We start from the raw sequence: 19,991 nt of genomic DNA on the forward strand, positions 1-19,991 counted from the left end.
GCTCCGATCATGGAACGCAGCCACGACCGCCCGGCCGGGCTGGACAATCCACGCACTCCGCGCCGGCGGTCCGGCATGCCGAACTTCGAGAAGTACGCCTGGCTGTTCATGCGGTTCTCCGGCGTCGTCCTGATCTTCCTGGCGCTGGGTCACCTGTTCATCGGGCTGATGTGGGACGGCGGCGTCTACCGGATCGACTTCAACTACGTCGCCCAGCGCTGGGCCTCGCCGTTCTGGCAGACCTGGGACCTGCTGCTGCTGTGGCTGGCTCAGCTGCACGGCGGCAACGGGATCCGCACGATCATCGGCGACTACGCCCGCAAGGACTCCACCAAGTTCTGGCTGAACTCCTTGCTGGTGATCTCGATGCTCATCACGTTGGTGGTGGGCACCTACGTCCTGCTCACCTTCGATCCCAACATCTCCTAGAAGCACTTCGAGGCGAAAATGATTACCGAACACCGCTACGACGTGGTCATCGTCGGGGCAGGCGGGGCCGGCATGCGCGCCGCCGTCGAAGCCGGCCCCCGGGCGCGGACCGCGGTGCTGACCAAGCTGTACCCCACCCGGTCGCACACCGGCGCCGCCCAGGGCGGCATGTGCGCGGCGCTGGCCAATGTCGAAGAGGACAACTGGGAGTGGCACACCTTCGACACGGTCAAGGGCGGCGACTACCTCGCCGACCAGGACGCCGTCGAGATCATGTGCAAAGAAGCCATCGACGCGGTGCTCGATCTCGAGAAGATGGGCATGCCGTTCAACCGCACCCCGGAAGGACGCATCGACCAGCGCCGCTTCGGCGGGCACACCCGCGATCACGGCAAGGCTCCGGTGCGCCGGGCGTGCTACGCCGCCGACCGCACCGGCCACATGATCCTGCAGACGCTGTACCAAAACTGCGTCAAGCATGATGTGGAGTTCTTCAACGAGTTCTATGCCCTCGACCTGGTGCTGACCGAGACCCCCAGCGGGCCGGTGGCCAGCGGTGTGGTGGCGTACGAACTCGCCACCGGCGACATCCACGTCTTCCACGCCAAGGCCGTCGTGTTCGCCACCGGCGGCTCGGGCCGGATGTACAAGACCACCTCCAACGCCCACACGCTGACCGGCGACGGCCTTGGCATCGTCTTCCGCAAGGGACTCCCCTTGGAGGACATGGAGTTTCACCAGTTCCACCCGACGGGCCTGGCCGGCTTGGGGATTCTCATCTCCGAAGCCGTCCGCGGCGAGGGCGGCCGGTTGCTGAATGGCGAAGGCGAGCGCTTCATGGAGCGCTACGCCCCCACCATCGTCGACCTGGCGCCACGCGACATCGTCGCCCGCTCGATGGTTCTCGAGGTGCTGGAGGGCCGCGGCGCCGGACCACACAAGGACTACGTCTACATCGACGTCCGCCACCTCGGCGCGGATGTGCTGGAAGCCAAGCTGCCCGACATCACCGAGTTCGCCCGCACCTACCTCGGCGTGGATCCGGTGAAGGAACTGGTGCCGGTCTACCCCACCTGCCACTACGTGATGGGCGGCATCCCGACCACGATCACCGGACAGGTGTTGCGGGACAACAACACCACGGTGCCTGGCCTCTACGCCGCAGGCGAATGCGCGTGCGTGTCGGTGCACGGCGCCAACCGCCTGGGCACCAACTCGCTGCTGGACATCAACGTCTTCGGCCGTCGCGCCGGAATCTCGGCCGCCAACTACGCCCTCGGCCACGACTTCGTCGACCTGCCCGAGCAGCCGGCCGGCATGGTGGTGAACTGGGTCTCCGACATCCTCAGCGAGCACGGCAACGAGCGGGTGGCCGACATCCGCAGTGCACTGCAGCAGTCGATGGACAACAACGCCGCGGTGTTCCGCACCGAGGAGACCCTCAAGCAGGCACTGACCGACATCCATTCCCTCAAGGAGCGCTACGCCCGAATCAGCGTGCACGACAAGGGAAAGCGGTACAACAGCGACCTGCTCGAGGCCATCGAGCTGGGCTTCCTGCTGGAACTGGCCGAGGTCACCGTCGTCGGCGCGTTGAACCGCAAGGAATCCCGCGGCGGCCATGCCCGGGAGGACTACCCCAACCGCGACGACACCAACTACATGCGGCACACGATGGCGTACAAGGAAGGCCATGAGCTCCTCAGCGACATCCGGCTGGACTACAAGCCCGTCGTGCAGACCCGTTACGAGCCGATGGAGCGCAAGTATTAATGACGATCGCACCTGACGTTAAAGAGCCCGCCCTGCCGCCGATCCCGGACGGGGCGGTGATGGTGACGCTGAAGATCGCGCGGTTCAACCCTGAGGATCCCGACAGCGCCGGCTACCAGAGCTTCCGGGTGCCGTGCCTGCCGAGCGACCGGCTGCTGAACCTGCTGATCTATGTGAAGAGCTATCTGGACGGCACGCTGACCTTCCGCCGCTCCTGCGCCCACGGGGTGTGCGGATCGGATGCGATGCGGATCAACGGCGTCAACCGGCTGGCGTGCAAGGTCCTGATGCGCGACCTGTTGCCCAAGAAGGACAAGCCGCTCACCATCACCATCGAGCCGATCCGCGGCCTGGCCGTGGAGAAGGACCTCGTGGTCAACATGGAGCCGTTCTTCGACGCCTACCGCGCGGTGAAGCCCTACCTGATCACCTCGGGCAATGCGCCCACGCGGGAACGCATTCAGAGCCCGACCGATCGGGCCCGCTACGACGACACCACCAAGTGCATCCTCTGCGCGTGCTGCACCACCAGCTGCCCGGTGTACTGGAGCGAGGGGTCGTACTTCGGGCCTGCCGCGATCGTGAACGCGCACCGGTTCATCTTCGACAGCCGCGACGAGGGCGCCGCCGAGCGCCTCGACATCCTCAACGACGTCGACGGCGTCTGGCGCTGCCGCACCACGTTCAACTGCACCGACGCCTGCCCGCGCGGCATCGAGGTGACCAAGGCCATCCAGGAGGTCAAGCGCGCGTTGATGTTCGCGCGCTGACCCGGTAGGACTGCCCGCGCGGTTCCCGCTCCCACAGCACGCCGCCACCGGCGGTCACACCCGCGGCGCTCAGTTCCCGCTTGAGGATCTTGTTGGTGGCGGTCTGCGGCAGGTCGTCGTTGATGCGGACGAATCGCGGCCACGCCTTCGGCGACAGGTCGGGCTGGGCGGCCAGAAACTCCTCGAACCGCCCGGGCGTCAGTGATTCACCGTGGCGCAGAACAACTGCCGCCATCACCTGATCGCCCACCCGCTCGTCGGGCACGGCGTACACCGCCACCTGGTTGAGTTGCGGCAGCCGCAGCATGATCCGCTCGATAGGGGCGGCGGCCATGTTCTCCCCGTCGACCCGCATCCAGTCCGACGTCCGGCCGGCGAGATAGATCCAGCCGTCGGCGTCGCGGTAGGCGAGGTCACCGGTCCAGTACATGCCGTGCCGGAGCCGCTCGGAGGTGGCCGCCGGGTCGTTGTAGTAGCCGGTGAACGGCCCGGAGCCGGTGGTGTTGACCAATTCCCCCACCGCGTCGTCGGCATTGACCAGGGCGCCGTTGTCGTCGAAAACCGCGGTGGCGCACTCGGTCACGGTGTCGGGATCATAGATCGACACTCCACCCCAGCCTTTGCCGATCGAGCCGGGCGGGGTGCCGTCCTCGCGCACCACGACGACGGCGAACTCGCTGGAGCCGAAGCCGTCGATGATGCGGCAGCCGAAACGCCGTGAGAATTCCGCGATATCGCGTTCGGTGGCCTCGTTGCCGTACATGATGCGCAGCGGGTTGTCGGCGTCGTCGGGCTGCTCGGGGGTGGCCAGCACCAGCGCCAGCGGCTTACCCACGTAGTTCATGAATGTCACGCCGTAGCGGCGTAGGTCCGGCAGCAGCCGTGACACCGAGAACTTCACCGGCACCATCGCCGCTCCGGCGGTGACCGCCACCGAGAACCCGACGGCCACCCCGTTGGAGTGGAACAGCGGCATCGCGAGGTAGCACACGTCCTCGGCGGTGATGTCCATCTGAGCCACCAGACTCAGACCGCACATCACGCTCATCGTGTGGACGAAGGGCACCGCCTTGGGGTTGCCGCTCGTGCCGGAGGTGAAGATCATCATGAACGGGTCGGTACCGATGACCTCGTGCGGCACAAGCGGTTTCGCAGTCGCGACGGCTTCGGTGTAGCGCGGGCCTGCCACGTTCAGCACGGTGACGCCCGAGAGGTTCAGTCCTTCGATCAACGGCGCATGGTCGTCGTCGACCAGCAACAGCTGACAATCCGAGCGCGTGATGTCCGATATCAGGCCCTCGCCGCGGCGGGTGGTGTTGATGCCGCACAGCACATAGCCGCCGAGCGCGGCGGCTGCCATCGCCCGCACGTAGGCCGGCGAATTCGTCATCAGCGCACCGACGTGTCTCGGCCGTGCCGGATCCAGCCGAGCCAACAACGCGGAGGCTTCCGCTGTTGCCTCGGTAAGGTATTCACGCCAGGTCCAGGTACGTTCGGGTGAGATCACCGCGACGGACTCATCGTCCACGCGGGTGCGCAACAGCTTCTGGACGGTGTCGATCATGCGTCGGCCGGGCGGTAGCGCAGCAGGGTCATCCCGGTGCCGGGAAGGTCGCAGAACACCGGGGTGAGCCGCATCCCGATCCGGATGTTCTCGGGGTCGACATCCACCAGCTCGGTGGAGAACCGCGGCCCGGCATCCCACTGCACAACGGCGGGAAGCTGCGGCAGCGCCTCGGCCCACGGCGGGCCGGTCGGGCGGCGGGCCACCGTATAGGTGTACAGCGTTGCGGCGCCGTCGATCTCGCGCCACTCCAGGTCGTCGGCCAGGGTCCCCGGCGCAAGCGTCCGCGGATAGAACACGTAGCGGCCGGCCGACGGCGAGTACTGCACCAGGATCCGGTGCTGGGCCAGCGCATCCCAGAACGGCTGCGACACCGGCGTGGGTTCGGGAACAGGCATCGGCTCGGCCATCAGTCGCCCCCCAACACCAATGCCACCTGCTCGCTCATGATCCCGCCGGTCCCGGCGACGAACGCGGTGTTGGCGTCGCGAACCTGCGCCGCGGCCGAGCGGCCCATCAACTGGCGGGCGGCGTCGACCACGTGGTGCATGCCCCCGGACATCCCGGCCTGCCCGTAGGACAGCTGCCCGCCTGCGGTGTTGAGCGGAAAGTCACCGCGGAAGGTGAGATCACGGTCCTTGATCCAGCTCATACCCTGTCCCTTCGGGCAGAACCCGGCGTCCTCCAGGGTCATCAGCACCGTGATCGTGTAGCAGTCGTAGACGGAGGCGATGTCGACGTCGGCCGGTGTGAGCCCGGCCATCGCGAACGCCCGCCCGGCCGAGCGGGCAATCGGCGTGACCATCGGATCCTGTGCGTAGGTGGTGGTCTTGAAGGCGATGTGCTCACCGAAACCCTTGATCCAGACCGGACGATGGCGGCTCCTGCGGGCCACATCGGCATTGGCGATCAGCACGCCGGTGCCGCCGTGGACGGGCATGACGATCTCCAGCATGCGAATCGGGTCGGCGATCATCGGACTGGCGAGCACGTCCGCTTCGGTGATCGGCTTGCCGTGGAAGACCGCACCGGGATGCGCGCTGGCGTTGGTGCGCTGGTCCACCACGATCTTGGCCAGCGCCGACGGGTCGTAGCCGTACTGCGCGCCGTACCGTTGAGCGATCTGGGCGAACGGGGCGTTCTGCCCGACGTTGCCGTACGGGATCTCGTACTCGGCCTGCGGCGATCCGAAGTTGTTGCTCGACGCCCCAAACCAACTCGGTGCGACCGGCTCCCGCCGAGCCGACCGCGGCAGGGCCCGCGACCCGGGCAGCACGGCCAGCACCGCGTCGCACAGCCCGAGCTCGACGGCGACGGCCGCGCGCCACACCATGGCGGCCGAGGTCGCACCGCCCAGGTCCACCCGCTCACCGAAATCGATGGGCAACCCCAGGTATTCGGACAGCGTCGCCGGTACGAACATGTCCGATTCAGCCAGGCCGTGCGAGATCAGCCCGTTGACCACGCTCGCGTCCAGCCCGGCATCGTCGAGCACCAGCTTCGTCAACGCCGCGTACTGGTCGAGGGTGAACAGTCCGGGCCCGGTCGGCTTGCGTTCGGCGGGCAGCTCGGCGATCCCGACGATCGCCGCCTCACCGGCGAGCTTCATCAGAATCCTCCCGGCGTCGAGGCAATTCCACGGTGGCGGTGCCGGGCATCAGGATGTCGGCGTCGCGTCTGCCCGCGATCTCCAGGTCCACCAGTCCGCGGTCCGCCTCGATCCGCGTGGCGGTGACCGTGCCCCCGAAGGTCAGCGGCTGTCCGGGGAATGCCACCCCGCGGTTCTGCACCGAATAGTTCACCAGCCTGCCGCGGCCGCCGATCCAGTCGGTGATCGCGCGAGCCAGCAGCGCGGCCTGCAACGGTCCCTGCACCAGGACGTCGTCGTAACCCTCTCGGTCGCGGGCCCACTGCTTGTCGTAGTGGATTCGGTGGCCGTTGTAGGTGGCCGCGCTGAAGAAGAACATCTGCGTCTCGTCGACGGTGACGGTGAGCTCCGGTATCCGGTCGCCGGGCTCGACGTCGTCGAAGAACAACTGGCTCATGGGCGCGCGATCATCGAGGTGGACGCCTCGGCGACCAGCTCACCGTGCTGGTTGCGGTAGACGGTGTGCCAGGTGACCAGAACGAAACGTCCTGAGCGCCCTTCCTTTTCCACCACCGATTCGATGGTGCGGACCATCTCGATCTCGTCGCGGTGATAGGCGGGCAGGTGGAAGGTGGTGCTCTCGCCACCGGCCATCCGCCGCGGCGCCTTCGGAAAGGCGAGACTGCCCGACACGGCGCCCGACGACCCGTCCGGGCGAAGGCCGGCCAGCGGGCTGACGCCGAGAATGGCGTACTGCAGGTACAGCGGCGGGCAGATCACGTCGCGGTAGCCGTTAGCGCGGGCGTAGTCCGGGTCGAACCACAGCGGATTGTCATCGCCGACGGCGGCGGCCCAGCGTTGCCAATCCCGGCGGATGACGTCGCCGCGGGCGGTGGCCGCGACGGTGCCGACGCGCGCCGCCGTCTCGGGATCGATCAAACTCTCGATCACCGGCCGTCCTTGCGCCGCAATCGGTCACCGACGGCAGCACGGCTGACCTCGTCCTCGTCCAGCCAGCCTGCCGCGATGTCGGCACCGCCGCCCAGTGTCGAGAGCACCCGGGCCCGTTCCGACCACAGGTAGAGGTCGGTCTCCACGACGTATCCCATGCCGCCGTGCAACTGATGGGCATCCAGGGTGGCCCACTTTGCCGCCGTGGCGGACTGGATGCGGGCGATCGCGGTTTCCCGAACGGCGCTGCGGCCGTTGCTGATCGCGGCTATCGCGGACTGTGCGGCCAGCCGCGCCGCAGCCAGCCCGATGTGCATGTCCGCCACGATGTGCTGGGCGGCCTGGAACGAGGCGATCGGCCTGCCGAACTGGTGGCGCACGGTGGTGTAGCGCACGGTGCGCTCGAGCACCGCCTCGCCGACGCCGACGAGATCCAGCGCCGTCAAGGCCATCGCGGCGTTGGCTGTGCGACGGAGGTCGTCGCGGCCCAGCGCGGCGCCGTCGTTGAGGACATCGTCGACAGGCACATCATCGAAGCGCACCACCGACGCGCGGTGGCCGCCCATCAGTGCCAGCGGACGCAGCGTCACGCCGTCGTTGTGCAACCGGACGACGAAGCCGACGGTGTTGCCGGACCGGTCGAATCCGGACACCACAATGATGTCGGCGGTATCCGCGTCGTTGACGAAATCGGCTGTGCCGGTGAGTCGCCAACTGCCGTCACGATCCTGATCGGCGCGCATGGTGGCGGTCACATCGGCTGCGTCGTTCGGATTCCACAGCGCGGTGGTGGCGGCGGTCCGCCCGGCGGTCAGGTCGGGCAGCCAGGTCACGCAGGACTTCTCACCGCCGAGGATGTGCAGAGCGTGCGCGGCGATCGCGGTGCTGTGCACGCGCATCGGGCACAGGGCCCGGCCCGCTTCGCGGGCGAAGATTCCGAGATCTGACAGGGATCCGCCGGACCCGCCGTAGACTTCCGGCAACCCCAGCCCCATCACTCCGGCAGTGGCGAGGTCACCCCACAGATCGGCGCGCCCGGCGGCCAGCAGACCGCGCAGACTGGCTTCCAGGTCGCGATCGTCTTGCGAGGGAACGAGTTTCATCTCACCGTCCGTAGGAGGGCATGCTGTTGCCGCGCTGGGCGATGACGTCGCGGAGCACCTCGTTGGTGCCGCCGCCGAAGCGCATGAGCGGCGCGAACCGGTACAGCTTCTCGAACCGTCCGCCGGCCGGCGCCTCCGAATTACGATGCGCCAGTAGACCTTCCGCTCCGAGCAGATCGATACCGAGGTCGGCGATGCGCTGTCGCAGTTCGCTGCTGAAGACTTTCTCCACGCTGACCTCGACGGTGGGAATCACCCCGCCGGCCAACAACGACGACGCCTCGTAGCCCATCAGCCCGGCGACCTCGACGTCGGCCTCGGCCTGGGCCAGCCGGCGGCGGAAACCGGGATTGTCGATCGGGACGGTGCCGTCACGGCGCGGCATCCGCGCCAGCACCTGCAACTCGTCGAGTGCACGCCGCAGGTCCCCGGCGTTGGTCAGCGCGCCGCGCTCCAGATCGAGGGCACCGGTGATGTAGGACCAGCCGCGGTTCTCCTCGCCGATCAGGTTTGTCACCGGCACCCGCACGTCGTCGAAGAAGACCTCGTTGGTCCGGTAACCGGACCATGCGATCAGCGGGCGGATCCGGACACCGGGGCTGTCCACCGGGACGACGATCACCGAAATTCCCCGATGCCGCTGGGCTTGCGGATCTGTGCGTACGCACAGCCATTCGTGGGTGGACCGCTGGGCGCCGCTGTTCCAGATCTTGGATCCGTTGATCACCCACTCGTCGCCGTCGCGGACCGCCTTGGTCCGGAGCGATGCCAGGTCGGTACCGGCGTCCGGCTCGGAATACCCCAGCGCGCAGGTCATCTCGCCCCGGGCGATGAGCGGGAGGAACTCGCGCTTGTTCTGCTCGGTGCCGTGCCGCATGATCATCGGCGCGATCGAGGTGACGGTCAGATCCGGGCCCGGCGCACCCCAGTACTCGAACTCCGTCATCAGCAGGTGCAGATGCACCGGGCCCAGCCCGAGGCCGCCGTATTCCGCAGGCCAGTTCAGGCCGAACCAGCCCTTGGCGCCGAGCTTGCGGCGAAACGCCGCGACCTCGCCGCCCGGGTGCTCCAGATTGTGTTCGGCGATCTCGGCACGAAGGGCGTCAGTGACGTTCTCCCGCAGGAATTCCCGCACCTCCGCCAACCACGCGCGCTGTTCGGCGTCGAGGTCGAAATCCACAAGTCAGCACACTAGCCGAATAGTTAGTCCGTCAACTCAATATTGCCCGGTATCGGGGTGTCACATTTCCGGCCCGGAAAGCATCTTGAGGACATGACAACAACAACTCGACTGGAACCCCTCACCCCCGACAAGGCCCCGCTGCTGACCCGGCTGATGTACCGCTGGGCCAAACGACGCTTCGGCGAGGTCCCCGAACCGTTCGCCGTCTACGCCCATCACACCCGCCTGATGGTGGCCAACGCGGTCCACGAGGGGCTGCTGCAGAACGCCTCGACGACGCTGCCCGCCGCCATCCGTGAACTGGCGGTGTTCTGGACGGCCCGCACCGTCGGCTGTTCGTGGTGCGTGGACTTCGGACAGATGCTGATGCGCCTCGAAGGACTCGACCTCGAGCGGCTCTCCCACATCGACGACTATGCGACCTCACCGCTCTACACCGACGACGAGCGGGCCGCGCTCGCCTACGCCGACGCCATGACCAAGGACCCGCATACGATCACCGATGCGCAGGTCGACGACCTGCGCGGGCGCTTCGGCGCCGACGGGGTGATCGAGCTGACCTATCAGGTCGGGATCGAGAACATGCGGGCCCGGATGAACTCGGCGCTCGGCATCACCGAGCAGGGATTCGGGTCCGGCGACAGCTGCCGAGTCCCCTGGGCCACCTAGCTGCAGAAGCCACCGATTCCATTGCTCTGTTACCTCCAGGAAAACAATTCCGCAGAATCTCCGCACGCTGGCGACTGAAACCGTAGTCTCGTCTCGTTTCATTCAGGCGTTTAAGCAGGAGATGCCATGAGTAAAGGTGAGCTCACCCTCGAGCCCGGAGGCCCGGCCTCGTCCACCGTCGAGAGCAAAGGCCTCAAGGGCGGTGCGCTGGGGTTGGTGTCCAGCATCGTCGTCGGCATGGCCTCGACGGCGCCCGCGTATTCCCTGGCGGCGACGCTCGGGCTGATCGTCGCCAGCGGCGGTGCGCTGCTGGCCGGCGTGAAAGCCCCGGCGATCGTGCTGATCGCGTTCATCCCGATGTACATGATCGCCGTCGCCTACCAGGAACTGAACAAGGCCGAGCCGGACTGCGGGACCACGTTCACGTGGGCTTCACGGGCGTTCGGGCCGCTGATCGGCTGGCTCGGCGGCTGGGGCATCATCGCCGCCGACGTCATCGTGATGGCCAACCTGGCCCAGATCGCCGGCGCCTACTCGTTCACGTTCGTCGGCGACCTCGGCTGGCATTCGGCGGCCGATCTGGCCAACAGCACGCTGTGGTCGACGGTGGCCGGTGTCATCTGGATCATCGTGATGACCTACATCTGCTACCGCGGCATCGAGGTGTCGGCACGCATCCAGTACGGCCTGCTCGGCATCGAGCTCGTGGTGTTGGTGGTGTTCTCGATCATCGCGCTGTTCAAGGTGTACACCCATCAGGCCGAGAGCTATTCGCTGATACCGTCGCTGTCCTGGTTCTGGCCTGGCGGCCTCGACTTCGGGACCGTGATCGCCCCGGCCATCCTCACGGCGATCTTCATCTACTGGGGCTGGGACACCGCGGTGGCGTGCAACGAGGAGTCCGAGGACCCGGGCACCACGCCGGGTCGCGCCGCGGTCATCTCGACCTTCCTGCTGTTGGCGACCTACGCGCTCGTCAGCGTTGCGGCGATCGCGTTCGCGGGCACCGGATCCGACGGCATCGGGCTGGGCAACCCGGACAACGCGGCGGACACGTTCGCCGCAATCGGCCCGGACCTGTTCGGCGACAGCGTGCTCGGACACATCGGTCTGCTGCTGTTGTCCGCGTCGATCCTGACCTCGGCGTCGGCGTCCACCCAGACCACGATCCTGCCGACCGCGCGCACCACGCTGTCGATGGGTGTGTACAAAGCGCTGCCGCAGTCGTTCGCCAAGATCCACCGCACCTACCTGACCCCCACCACCTCGACCATCGTCATGGGCGCGGTGTCCATCGGGTTCTACGTGTTGTTCACCTTGATCAGCTCGAACCTGCTGTCGGCGCTGATCGGGTCGGTCGGCCTGATGATCGCCTTCTACTACGGCCTCACCGGTTTCGCCTGCGTGTGGTTCTACCGCAAGGACCTCACCGCCTCGACGCGCGACTTCGTCATGCGCGGATTGGTGCCACTGCTCGGCGGGCTGATCCTGCTGGTGGTGTTCGCCTACGGGCTTATGCAGTACGCCAAGCCGGACTGGCTGACCGACGAAGACGGCAACAACGTCACAATCTTCGGATTCGGCGCGGTGGCGGTCGTGGGCATCGGCGCGCTGGTGCTCGGCGTCATCCTGATGGGCGTCTGGTGGCTGATGTCGCCCGACTTCTTCCGGGGCCGCACCCTGTCGCGGCGCTCGAGTGCCGACCTGGTGCTCACGCCGGCGACCGCGGTGGAGGCGCACTTCGGCCTGCCCGACTCCGGGGACATGCCGACGGTCATCTCCCCGGACCTGTCGAACCTTCCGCCGGGCGAGACCGCCATCAACCCGGAGACCGGCGAGGAGTTCACCCGGGGGCCGCAGGCTTAGGGCAGCTCTGCGCGGGGCCACATCCGGTGGCCGGCCACTGCCACCACCGCGGTGATGACGGCGGCAAGGTAGACCGGGTAGCCGGCGTCGAACCGCAACAGCGAGGCACCGCAGAACGCCCCGGCGATGATCACCTTGACAGCCCACAACCGGCGGTGCGTCAGCCACAGCATGCCGGGGCCGAACAGCGTCTCACTGGCGTAGGCGGTGAGCGTGGAGGTGACCACGACGGTGGTGACGTCGGCGACGGCGAGCATCCGCGCGGTGGCGGCCTGGGCGCCCATCAGTGTCGCCAGGGTGGCGGCGATGCCGACGCCGACCGGGGACTCGCCGTGGACCCGAACGAGCGTCAGCACCGTGGCCGCGGCGGCGAGAACCACCGCGCTGGTGGCGAACACGGCGGTGACGACCGGCCGCCAGCCGCCGGGGTGGCGTTGCAACAGGCGGCCCACCACCGCGGCCCCGACCACGTATGCGCACAGCGCCACCAGCGGCCCTGCGACGGGAAGTTCGTCCTCACCTGCCATGCCCATCCCGAGGATCACCACATTGCCGGTCATGTTGCCGGTGAACACCCGGTCGAGCGCGAGATACCCCACCGCGTCCAGCAATCCGGTGACGAAGGTCAGCGCGAGCATCAGCCACAGCTGCAGATGCGCACGGATGAGGACGCTCACGGTTGCGGGCGCGGGTAGTGCGCCACCACCGCGGCGCCGTCCGAGCGGGGATCCGACGCTGCCGTCATCGAGCCACCCGAATCGACGAAGACCACGTTGGCCTGGCCGAGGGCTTCGGTCCGCGGCGGGACCTCGGTCGGGGTGAAGCCCGCCGCACGGATCGACGCCAGCGCGACCGGGTCCAGGTCGGCCTCGACGGTCACGCTGTCCGGGCCGCCGCCGCACTGGGGGCCGACGATGGCGCGGGGCGCGCCGACAGCGTCGACCGCCGTGGCGCCTCCCAGTGCCCGCAGGAGGATCTGGCCGAGGATCTGCGGCTGACCCTGCCCGCCCATGGTCGACAACACATGGCCGATCCTGCCCTGCCGCAACGTCATCGCCGGCATCAGCGTGTGCGCGGGGCGCTTTCGCGGCGCGATCACATTCGGTGACGCCGGGTCCAGACTGAACCCACAGCCGCGGTTGTGGAACAGCACACCGGTGACCGGATCGATCAGTCCGGACCCGAAGGCGTGATACACGCTCTGGATGAGTGACACCGCGTATCCCTCGCCGTCGGCGACGGCGATACCCACGGTGTCCCCGCGGGGGACGCCCGGCGGGCGACTGACCGGTCCGGAATGGGCCAGCATGGCGGCGACGTCGACGGCGGCGTACCGCGGGTCGGCGAGTTGGCTGTCGCGAATCCCGTTGCCGCGGTGGAAAGCCCGCAGCAACTGCCCCATGCCGTCCCCGACCGGGTCGTGCAGCCCGCCGGCGTGCACCACACCGAGCGCATGCAGCAGCAGAAAGCCCTGGCTGTTGGGCGGGCTCGTCAGCACGGTCAGGTCGCCGAACTCCGCTCTCAACGGCTCGACGACCTCGACCTGGAAGTCGGCGAAATCGGCGTCGGTCAGCCAGGATTGGTGGGTGCGCAGGTAACCGACGGCGCGTTGGGCGAGGCCTCCGCTGTAGAACTCGTCGGGTCCCTCGGAGCGAAGCGTCGCCAACGTGTCGGCCAGGGCCGGCTGACGGAACAGCTCACCGGCCGCCATCGGTGCACCGCGCGGGCGGAACACCCGGTCGAAGTCGACGGTGCCGATCAGATCGCGATTGTCGGGGTCGTCGAGGTGGCCGGCCAGCGACGGCGGCACCGGCACCCCATCGCGGGCCGCCGTCTCGGCGGCGTACAGCGTGGAGCTCCATGAGGCGCGGGAACCGAAGCGGCGCATCGCCTCCCACCCTCGCACCCCGCCCGGGACCGTCACCGCGGCCGCACCACGGGCGGGCAACCAGTCGCCGTGCTCGGCGCGCAGGCGGGCGGCATCCACGTCGGCACCGGCCCACCCGGAGGCGTTGAGGCAGCTCACGGTGCCGTCCGGAGTTCGGATCAGGGCGAACAGATCGCCGCCGAGGGCGACGTTGTGCGGGTAGACCACGGTCAGCACCGCGGCGGCGGCGATCGCGGCGTCGATGGCGGTGCCACCGTCGCGCAGCATCGCGATCCCGGCGTCGGTGGCCAGGGCGTGCGGGGTAGCCAGCGCTGCCACTACTGGCTGCCCGCCGAGGGCGGCAGACACGAGAAGATTCACTCCTTCAGCGGATGGTGGAAAGAAACGCCTTGGTGCGGTCGTGCTGCGGGTCGGCGAACAGCCGGTCCGGTGGCGCGTCCTCGATGATTCGGCCGCCGTCCATGACGACGATACGGTCCGCGGCGTCGCGGGCGAACCGCATCTCGTGTGTGACGACCACCATGGTCATGTGGTCGTTGACCAGCTCACGCATCACTGCCAAGACCTCGCCGACCATCTCGACGTCCAAGGCGCTGGTGGGCTCGTCGAACAGCATGACCTTGGGACGCATGGCCAGCGCGCGGGCGATCGCCACCCGCTGTTGCTGTCCTCCGGAGAGCTGGCTGGGGCGGGCATCGGCCTTGTCGGCCAGACCCACTCGGCTCAACAGTGCGGCGGCATCGCGACGCGCCTCGTCTTTGGCCACCCCGAGGACGCGAACCGGCCCGTTCCAGACGTTCTCGGCGGCGGTCATGTGGGGGAACAGGTTGAAATGCTGGAACACGAACCCGATCTCGCGCCGGCGTCGCGCCAACTCGCTGATGCTGTCGATAGCCCGCCAGGAGCGGGTCTATCGAACGATAGGGGACTATCGATTGATAGGCAACAGATAGCGAAGAGCCGGTCTCGCTAGCCCCGCCCGCGCGGAATCGCGGTCAGCCGCGCCGTGGTGGCGGCCTGCACATCCCGAAGAGCGCCATGGTCGACCAGCAGGGCACGCAGCACGAAGTCGGCGGCTTCGAGGGGCCGGCGCCCGCGCACCTGCCCGCCGGGTCCGCCCTGTTCGCGCAGCGTCTCGAACAGCACGCCGTTGATCGCGCGCTGGACGAACCCGGGCTCGAAGGCCACGAACTCCCCCGCCTCGCAGCCCGCGATGACGACCTGCTCGACCAATTCGTGGAACACCGCTATCCCGGCGCGTTCGTCGGCGAGCTCGGCGAGACCCAGCACGGCGTCCTGGTAGAGCCCGCGCGAATCGAACGGCTGATCCAGCGCCTGGCGCACGTCGCAGGCGATGGTCAGGTGCAGTTTCGCCGCCCAGCTGATGTCCTCGGCGAGGTACTGGCGGATCCGTGCCACCGACGGTCCGAGGTCCAGTTCCACCAAGGACTGATAGATGGCGTGCTTGGCCTCGAAGTGGTGGAACAGCGAGGGCTGCCGGATCTGCACGGCGTCGGCGATATCGCGGGTCGACGTACCGAAGAACCCGCGCTGAGCGAAAAGGCTGGCCGCGGCCAGCAGGATGCGACCCCTGGTCGACGTCCAGTCCACCTCGGGAGGCTCCCAGTCAGGCCCGTACTTCACCGCCAGATTGTGTCACCACCCCCGAAGGGGCCCGGCACCGGCCGCTTACCTCTTCTTGAAAATCGTGCGGTGCCAATCTTTTTCGGCCACACCTGTGATGTCGCTCATCACGTGCTTGATGGTCAGGTACTCCTCGAAGGAGTAGTCGCTCATGTCCTTGCCGAAGCCGGACGCCCCGACCCCGCCGTGCGGCATCTCACTGATGATCGGGATGTGGTCGTTGATCCACACGCAGCCGGCGTTGATCTCGCGCGAGGCGCGCTGGGCGCGGTAGACGTCGCGGGTCCACGCCGAGGCGGCCAGCCCGTAGTCGGTGTCGTTGGCCTGGCGCAGCGCGTCGTCGTCGCCGTCGTGGGTGCGCACAGTCAGCACCGGGCCGAAGATCTCGTCGCGATAGACCTCGGAGGTCTCGGCGACGTCGGCGATCAGTGTCGGCAGGTAGAACGACCCGGGCCGGTCCGGGGCCGCACCACCGGTGACGACGCGTCCGCCCTCGCCCGGCGCCCGGGACACCATCGCCGCGACCTTGTCGCGATGAGCCGCCGAGATCAGCGGGCCCAGGTCGGTGTCGGGGTCCTGCGGGTCACCGACGACCATCTTGCCCATCAGTTCGCCCACCCCGGCGACGAAGTCGTCGTAGAGATCGCGGGCGACGATCGCGCGGGTGGCTGCCGTGCAGTCCTGCCCCGAGTTGATCAGCGATCCGGCCACCGCGCCGTTGATCGCGGCATCCAGATCGGCGTCGTCGAACACCACGAACGGGGCCTTGCCGCCCAGTTCCAGTTGAGTGCGGTGACCGTGGACCGCCGCCGCGGCCATCACCCGACGCCCGACGGCCGTCGAGCCGGTGAACGTCACGACGTCGACATCGCGGTGGCCGGCCAGAGCCGAGCCGACATCCGCGCCGGCGCCGGTGATGACGTTGAGCACGCCGTCGGGCAGGCCGGCCTCGGTGGCGAGCCGGGCCAGGGTGAGCGTGGTCAGCGGGGTCAGCTCGGCGGGCTTGATGACCACCGAACAGCCGGCGGCCAACGCGGGCAGCACCTTCCACACCGCCATCTGCAGCGGGTAGTTCCACGGCGTGATCGTCGCGACCACGCCGACCGCTTCGCGCCGGATCGACGACGTGTGGTCGCCGCTGTACTCCCCGGTGGCCTTGCCCTCGAGGTGGCGGGCCGCTCCGGCGAAGAACGCGATGTTGTCGATGCTGCCGGGGACGTCGAACTCGGTGGCCAGCCGGATCGGTTTGCCGGTCTGGCTGACCTCTTCGGCGGCGATCTCCTCGGCGTGGGCGTCGACGAGCTCGGCCAGCTTGGCCAATACCGTGGCACGCTCGACGGGGGTGGCCCGCGACCAGCCGCCCAGCGCGGCTCGGGCGGCGGCCACCGCGGTGTCGACGTCGGCGGGCTGGGCGAGCGCCAGCTCCGCGACGACGCTGCCGTCGGCGGGGTTGATGACCTGGTGGAGGCTGCCGCCGGTCACCAGCGGGGCGCCATCGATCCAGCTACCGGGCACAATTCGGGTCTTGTCAGAGGTGAGTGCGGTCACCGATCCACGGTAACCGACCCGCTCAGCGAGTGCTACGCATTCCCGCAGTATGGGTGGGTTATCGCCACCAATTTCATCGATCTTGTTGCCTTAAACAACTGATTCCGTGCACAATCATGGGCATGCGTGACTCGGGTGTACCGGCCACTCGGTTTCCCGTCCGCGCCATTGGGGCGGGTGGAAACGGGCCCGTCCAGTTGGACGAGATGTCCAAAGCCATTATCGAGAAACTGCAGCAGGACGGCAGGCGTTCCTACGCCGCGATCGGCAAGGCCGTCGGGCTGTCGGAGGCGGCGGTGCGCCAGCGGGTGCAGCGCCTGGTCGACTCCGGGGTGATGCAGATCGTCGCGGTGACCGATCCCCTCCAGCTGGGATTCAGCAGGCAGGCGATGATCGGTATCCGCTGCACGGGCGATACCACCAAGGTCGCCGAGAAGCTCGCACAGATCGACGCCGTCGACTACGTGGTGCTCACCGCGGGCACCTTCGACGCGATCGCGGAGGTGGTGTGCGAGGACGACGCCGAGCTGCTGGAGCTGCTCAACACCGAGATCCGCGCTGTACCCGGGGTGACCTCGACAGAAACCTTGGTCTATCTCAAACTCGTTAAACAACAATACAATTGGGGAACACGATGAGTACCACCACGCTCGATCTCACAGCGGAGCTGTCGGCCAAGGCCGACCGCCACCTGTGGGGCCACTTTGCCCGGCACGGTGCGGGGCTGACGCCGCCGATCATCAGCCGCGGCGAAGGCGTGTACATCTACGACAGCCACGGCAAGCGCTACTTCGACGGCCTCTCAGGTCTTTTCGTGGTCCAGGCCGGGCACGGCCGCAAGGAACTGGCCGAGGCCGCCGCCAAGCAGGCCGAGACCCTCGAGTTCTTCCCGCTTTGGTCCTACGCCACCCCGCCGGCGATCGAATTGGCCGACCGGCTGGCGAATTACGCTCCCGGTGACCTGAATCGGGTGTTCTTCACCACCGGCGGCGGCGAAGCGGTCGAGAGTGCCTGGAAGCTGGCGAAGAACTTCTTCAAGCTGACCGGCAAGCCGGGCAAGTACAAGGTGATCTCGCGGGCCATCGCCTACCACGGCACCCCGCAGGGAGCGCTGGCCATCACCGGCCTGCCCGACTTCAAGAAGCCGTTCGAACCGCTGACGCCCGGTGGTTTCCGGGTGCCCAACACCAACTTCTACCGCGCGCCCGCGCCGTATGACACCGATCCCAAGGCGTGGGGCCGCTACTGTGCCGACCGGATCGCCGAGGCGATCGAGTTCGAGGGCCCCGATACGGTGTGCGCGGTCTTCTTGGAGCCGGTGCAGAATGCCGGCGGCTGCTTCCCGCCGCCGCCCGGATACTTCGAGCGGGTCCGCGAGATCTGCGACGAGTACGACGTGCTGCTGGTCTCCGACGAGGTGATCTGCGCGTTCGGCCGGATCGGTTCGATGTTCGCCTGCGAGGACATCGGCTACCAGCCCGACATCATCACCTGCGCCAAGGGCATGACCTCGGGCTACTCGCCGATCGGCGCGATGATCGCCAGCGACCGGCTGTTCGAGCCGTTCAACGACGGCAAGACCACCTTCGGTCACGGCTACACCTTCGGCGGGCACCCGGTGTCCTCGGCGGTGGCGCTGGCCAACCTCGACATCTTCGAGCGCGAGGGCATCAACGACCACGTCAAGACCAACGCCCCGATCTTCCGCGCCACGCTGGAGAAGCTCCTCGAGCTGCCGATCGTCGGCGACGTGCGCGGTGAAGGATTCTTCTACGGCATCGAGCTGGTCAAGGACAAGGCCACGCGGGAGACCTTCAACGACGACGAGAGCGAGCGGCTGCTGCGCGGCTTCCTGTCCTCGGCGTTGTTCGAAGCCGGCCTGTACTGCCGCGCCGACGACCGGGGCGACCCAGTCGTGCAGTTGGCGCCGCCGCTGATCAGCGGGCCGAAGGAGTTCGACGAGATCTACGACATCTTGCACCGGGTGCTCAGCGAGGCCAGCCGCCTGCTGTGACCGGGGCCGCCAAACCCCCGATCGATCCCGTGCGGTGGCAGCCGCCTCCCCTTCGGCTGCTGCCACCGCCGGATCTCTCCGGTTCGCTGCGGGTCATCGGCATCCCCGGGCATGCCCCTGAGGATGTCGTGGCCGACGCCGACGGCACGATCTGGACCGGAACCGACAATGGTGCGATCGTGCGGATCCGGAGAAGTCATGCCCCCGAGGTGGTTGCCAACACCGGCGGCCGACCACTCGGGCTCGCGGTGGCCCGCGACGGCCGGCTGCTGATCTGCGACAGCCACCGTGGGCTGCTGCGCCTCGATCCGGCCACCGGCTCATTCGAGACCCTGGTGAGCGAGGTAGCCGGACGGCCATTGACGTTCTGCAGCAATGTCGTCGAATCATCAGACGGCACAATCTTTTTCACCGAGTCGACGTCGCGCTTCCACTACGAGTACTACAAGGGCGCGGTGCTCGAGGCCCGGCCCAGCGGGTCACTGTTCCGCCGGGACGTCGACGGCACCGTGACGACCCTGGCCAGTGGGTTGCGGTTCGCCAACGGGGTGACGCTGACTGCCGACGAGTCGGCCCTGGTGGTCGCCGAGACGACGGCCTGCCGGGTGTCGAAGTACCCGCTGACGAGTTCGGGTATCGGCGAGCCGGTGCCGCTGATCGAGCACCTGCCCGGTTATCCGGACAACATCTCGACGGCCCCCGACGGACGTATCTGGGTTGCGCTGGTCAGCGAACGCAACGCGGTCGGCGAATGGCTGGCTCCACGCGCTCCGGTGGTGCGGCGGCTGATGTGGCGACTGCCCTACGGTTGGCTGCCCAGCCCCAAGCCGGTGGTGTGGGCGATATCGATCGATCCCGACGGCACGGTGACGTCGCAGCTGCGGACCGCCGATCCGCGGTTCGCGCTGGCCACCGGGCTCGTGGAGCACGATGGCACCCTGTGGCTGGGCTGCATCGGGGCCTCAGCCGTCGCGTGTCTCGATTTGTAACACCAACCACTC

At 67.9% G+C, this 19,991-nt stretch carries 19 protein-coding genes and 1 pseudogene; 8 read left to right on the plus strand and 12 right to left on the minus strand.

Going from position 1 to position 19,991, the window contains the following annotated elements; all coding sequences use genetic code 11:
- The first annotated feature begins 9 nt into the window (after positions 1-9).
- The 3 genes from D3H54_RS22285 to D3H54_RS22295 are packed head-to-tail and all read left to right on the plus strand — an operon-like array spanning position 10 to position 2,972.
- Positions 10-429, plus strand: a complete 420-nt coding sequence (locus D3H54_RS22285; RefSeq protein ID WP_149383680.1) for a succinate dehydrogenase hydrophobic membrane anchor subunit — start codon at positions 10-12, stop codon at positions 427-429.
- An 18-nt stretch (positions 430-447) separates the two neighbouring features.
- A complete protein-coding gene (gene sdhA / locus D3H54_RS22290) occupies positions 448-2,202 on the plus strand; it encodes a succinate dehydrogenase flavoprotein subunit (RefSeq protein WP_149381246.1) in 1,755 nt (584 codons plus the stop codon).
- Entirely contained in the window at positions 2,202-2,972 is a 771-nt protein-coding gene (locus tag D3H54_RS22295; protein WP_115316762.1) for a succinate dehydrogenase iron-sulfur subunit, read from the plus strand. Before sdhA ends, D3H54_RS22295 begins: the two co-directional genes overlap by 1 nt.
- Here the strand turns inward: D3H54_RS22295 and fadD1 are convergent.
- From fadD1 to D3H54_RS22330, 7 genes are read right to left on the minus strand one after another with little or no spacing between them, the layout of a single operon-like run.
- Complete coding sequence (gene fadD1 / locus D3H54_RS22300) at positions 2,944-4,536, minus strand: fatty-acid--CoA ligase FadD1 (RefSeq protein WP_149381248.1); 1,593 nt, start codon at positions 4,534-4,536, stop codon at positions 2,944-2,946. The two genes, D3H54_RS22295 and fadD1, sit on opposite strands and share 29 nt — an antisense overlap.
- Positions 4,533-4,946 (minus strand): Zn-ribbon domain-containing OB-fold protein, encoded by a 414-nt coding sequence (locus tag D3H54_RS22305; protein ID WP_149381250.1) that lies wholly within the window; start codon positions 4,944-4,946, stop codon positions 4,533-4,535. The genes fadD1 and D3H54_RS22305 overlap by 4 nt, the downstream gene beginning before the upstream one ends.
- Complete coding sequence (locus D3H54_RS22310) at positions 4,946-6,148, minus strand: thiolase family protein (RefSeq protein ID WP_149381252.1); 1,203 nt, start codon at positions 6,146-6,148, stop codon at positions 4,946-4,948. Before D3H54_RS22310 ends, D3H54_RS22305 begins: the two co-directional genes overlap by 1 nt.
- Positions 6,129-6,581, minus strand: a complete 453-nt coding sequence (locus tag D3H54_RS22315; RefSeq protein WP_149381254.1) for a MaoC family dehydratase — start codon at positions 6,579-6,581, stop codon at positions 6,129-6,131. The genes D3H54_RS22310 and D3H54_RS22315 overlap by 20 nt, the downstream gene beginning before the upstream one ends.
- A complete protein-coding gene (locus D3H54_RS22320; RefSeq protein WP_286198972.1) occupies positions 6,578-7,075 on the minus strand; it encodes a MaoC family dehydratase in 498 nt (165 codons plus the stop codon). Before D3H54_RS22320 ends, D3H54_RS22315 begins: the two co-directional genes overlap by 4 nt.
- Positions 7,072-8,178: an acyl-CoA dehydrogenase family protein gene (locus D3H54_RS22325; RefSeq protein ID WP_149381256.1), complete on the minus strand. Its 1,107-nt coding sequence runs from the start codon at positions 8,176-8,178 to the stop codon at positions 7,072-7,074. The genes D3H54_RS22320 and D3H54_RS22325 overlap by 4 nt, the downstream gene beginning before the upstream one ends.
- 1 nt (position 8,179) lies before the next feature.
- Complete coding sequence (locus D3H54_RS22330; RefSeq protein ID WP_115316768.1) at positions 8,180-9,358, minus strand: acyl-CoA dehydrogenase family protein; 1,179 nt, start codon at positions 9,356-9,358, stop codon at positions 8,180-8,182.
- 93 nt (positions 9,359-9,451) lie between these two features.
- Between D3H54_RS22330 and D3H54_RS22335 the strand changes: the two genes are divergently transcribed.
- Both D3H54_RS22335 and D3H54_RS22340 read left to right on the plus strand, forming a co-directional pair.
- Complete coding sequence (locus D3H54_RS22335; RefSeq protein ID WP_149381258.1) at positions 9,452-10,030, plus strand: carboxymuconolactone decarboxylase family protein; 579 nt, start codon at positions 9,452-9,454, stop codon at positions 10,028-10,030.
- 126 nt (positions 10,031-10,156) lie between these two features.
- Positions 10,157-11,896, plus strand: coding sequence for an APC family permease (locus tag D3H54_RS22340; protein ID WP_149381260.1), 1,740 nt, complete (start codon positions 10,157-10,159; stop codon positions 11,894-11,896).
- Here the strand turns inward: D3H54_RS22340 and D3H54_RS22345 are convergent.
- The 5 genes and pseudogenes from D3H54_RS22345 to D3H54_RS22365 form a co-directional block, all read right to left on the minus strand.
- A complete protein-coding gene (locus tag D3H54_RS22345; RefSeq protein WP_286198973.1) occupies positions 11,893-12,573 on the minus strand; it encodes a YoaK family protein in 681 nt (226 codons plus the stop codon). The two genes, D3H54_RS22340 and D3H54_RS22345, sit on opposite strands and share 4 nt — an antisense overlap.
- The gene (locus D3H54_RS22350; RefSeq protein WP_286198974.1) at positions 12,570-14,132 is read right to left on the minus strand and encodes a gamma-glutamyltransferase family protein; all 1,563 of its coding nucleotides are present in this window, start codon (positions 14,130-14,132) and stop codon (positions 12,570-12,572) included. The genes D3H54_RS22345 and D3H54_RS22350 overlap by 4 nt, the downstream gene beginning before the upstream one ends.
- Positions 14,133-14,148: 16 nt before the next feature.
- Positions 14,149-14,661, minus strand: a pseudogene (locus D3H54_RS22355) (amino acid ABC transporter ATP-binding protein); the annotation flags it as partial.
- A gap of 92 nt (positions 14,662-14,753) precedes the next feature.
- Positions 14,754-15,428 carry a TetR/AcrR family transcriptional regulator gene (locus tag D3H54_RS22360; RefSeq protein ID WP_149381262.1) on the minus strand — a complete coding sequence of 225 codons (675 nt, stop codon included), beginning with the start codon at positions 15,426-15,428 and terminating at the stop codon, positions 14,754-14,756.
- Between the two features lie 45 nt (positions 15,429-15,473).
- Positions 15,474-16,976 (minus strand): gamma-aminobutyraldehyde dehydrogenase, encoded by a 1,503-nt coding sequence (locus D3H54_RS22365; protein WP_149381264.1) that lies wholly within the window; start codon positions 16,974-16,976, stop codon positions 15,474-15,476.
- A gap of 206 nt (positions 16,977-17,182) precedes the next feature.
- On the opposite strand from D3H54_RS22365, the gene D3H54_RS22370 reads away from it, so the two are divergent.
- Genes D3H54_RS22370 through D3H54_RS22380 form a run of 3 tightly spaced genes read left to right on the plus strand, consistent with a single transcriptional unit; the run spans position 17,183 to position 19,979 of the window.
- Entirely contained in the window at positions 17,183-17,614 is a 432-nt protein-coding gene (locus D3H54_RS22370; protein ID WP_109751181.1) for an Lrp/AsnC family transcriptional regulator, read from the plus strand.
- On the plus strand, positions 17,611-18,990 hold the full coding sequence (locus D3H54_RS22375) for an aspartate aminotransferase family protein (RefSeq protein WP_149381266.1): 1,380 nt from the start codon (positions 17,611-17,613) through the stop codon (positions 18,988-18,990). The genes D3H54_RS22370 and D3H54_RS22375 overlap by 4 nt, the downstream gene beginning before the upstream one ends.
- A complete protein-coding gene (locus tag D3H54_RS22380) occupies positions 18,987-19,979 on the plus strand; it encodes an SMP-30/gluconolactonase/LRE family protein (RefSeq protein ID WP_149381268.1) in 993 nt (330 codons plus the stop codon). The genes D3H54_RS22375 and D3H54_RS22380 overlap by 4 nt, the downstream gene beginning before the upstream one ends.
- Positions 19,980-19,991: the final 12 nt, after the last annotated feature.

The sequence above is a fragment of the Mycobacterium sp. ELW1 genome (assembly GCF_008329905.1).
In the GTDB taxonomy this organism is placed as follows: domain Bacteria; phylum Actinomycetota; class Actinomycetes; order Mycobacteriales; family Mycobacteriaceae; genus Mycobacterium.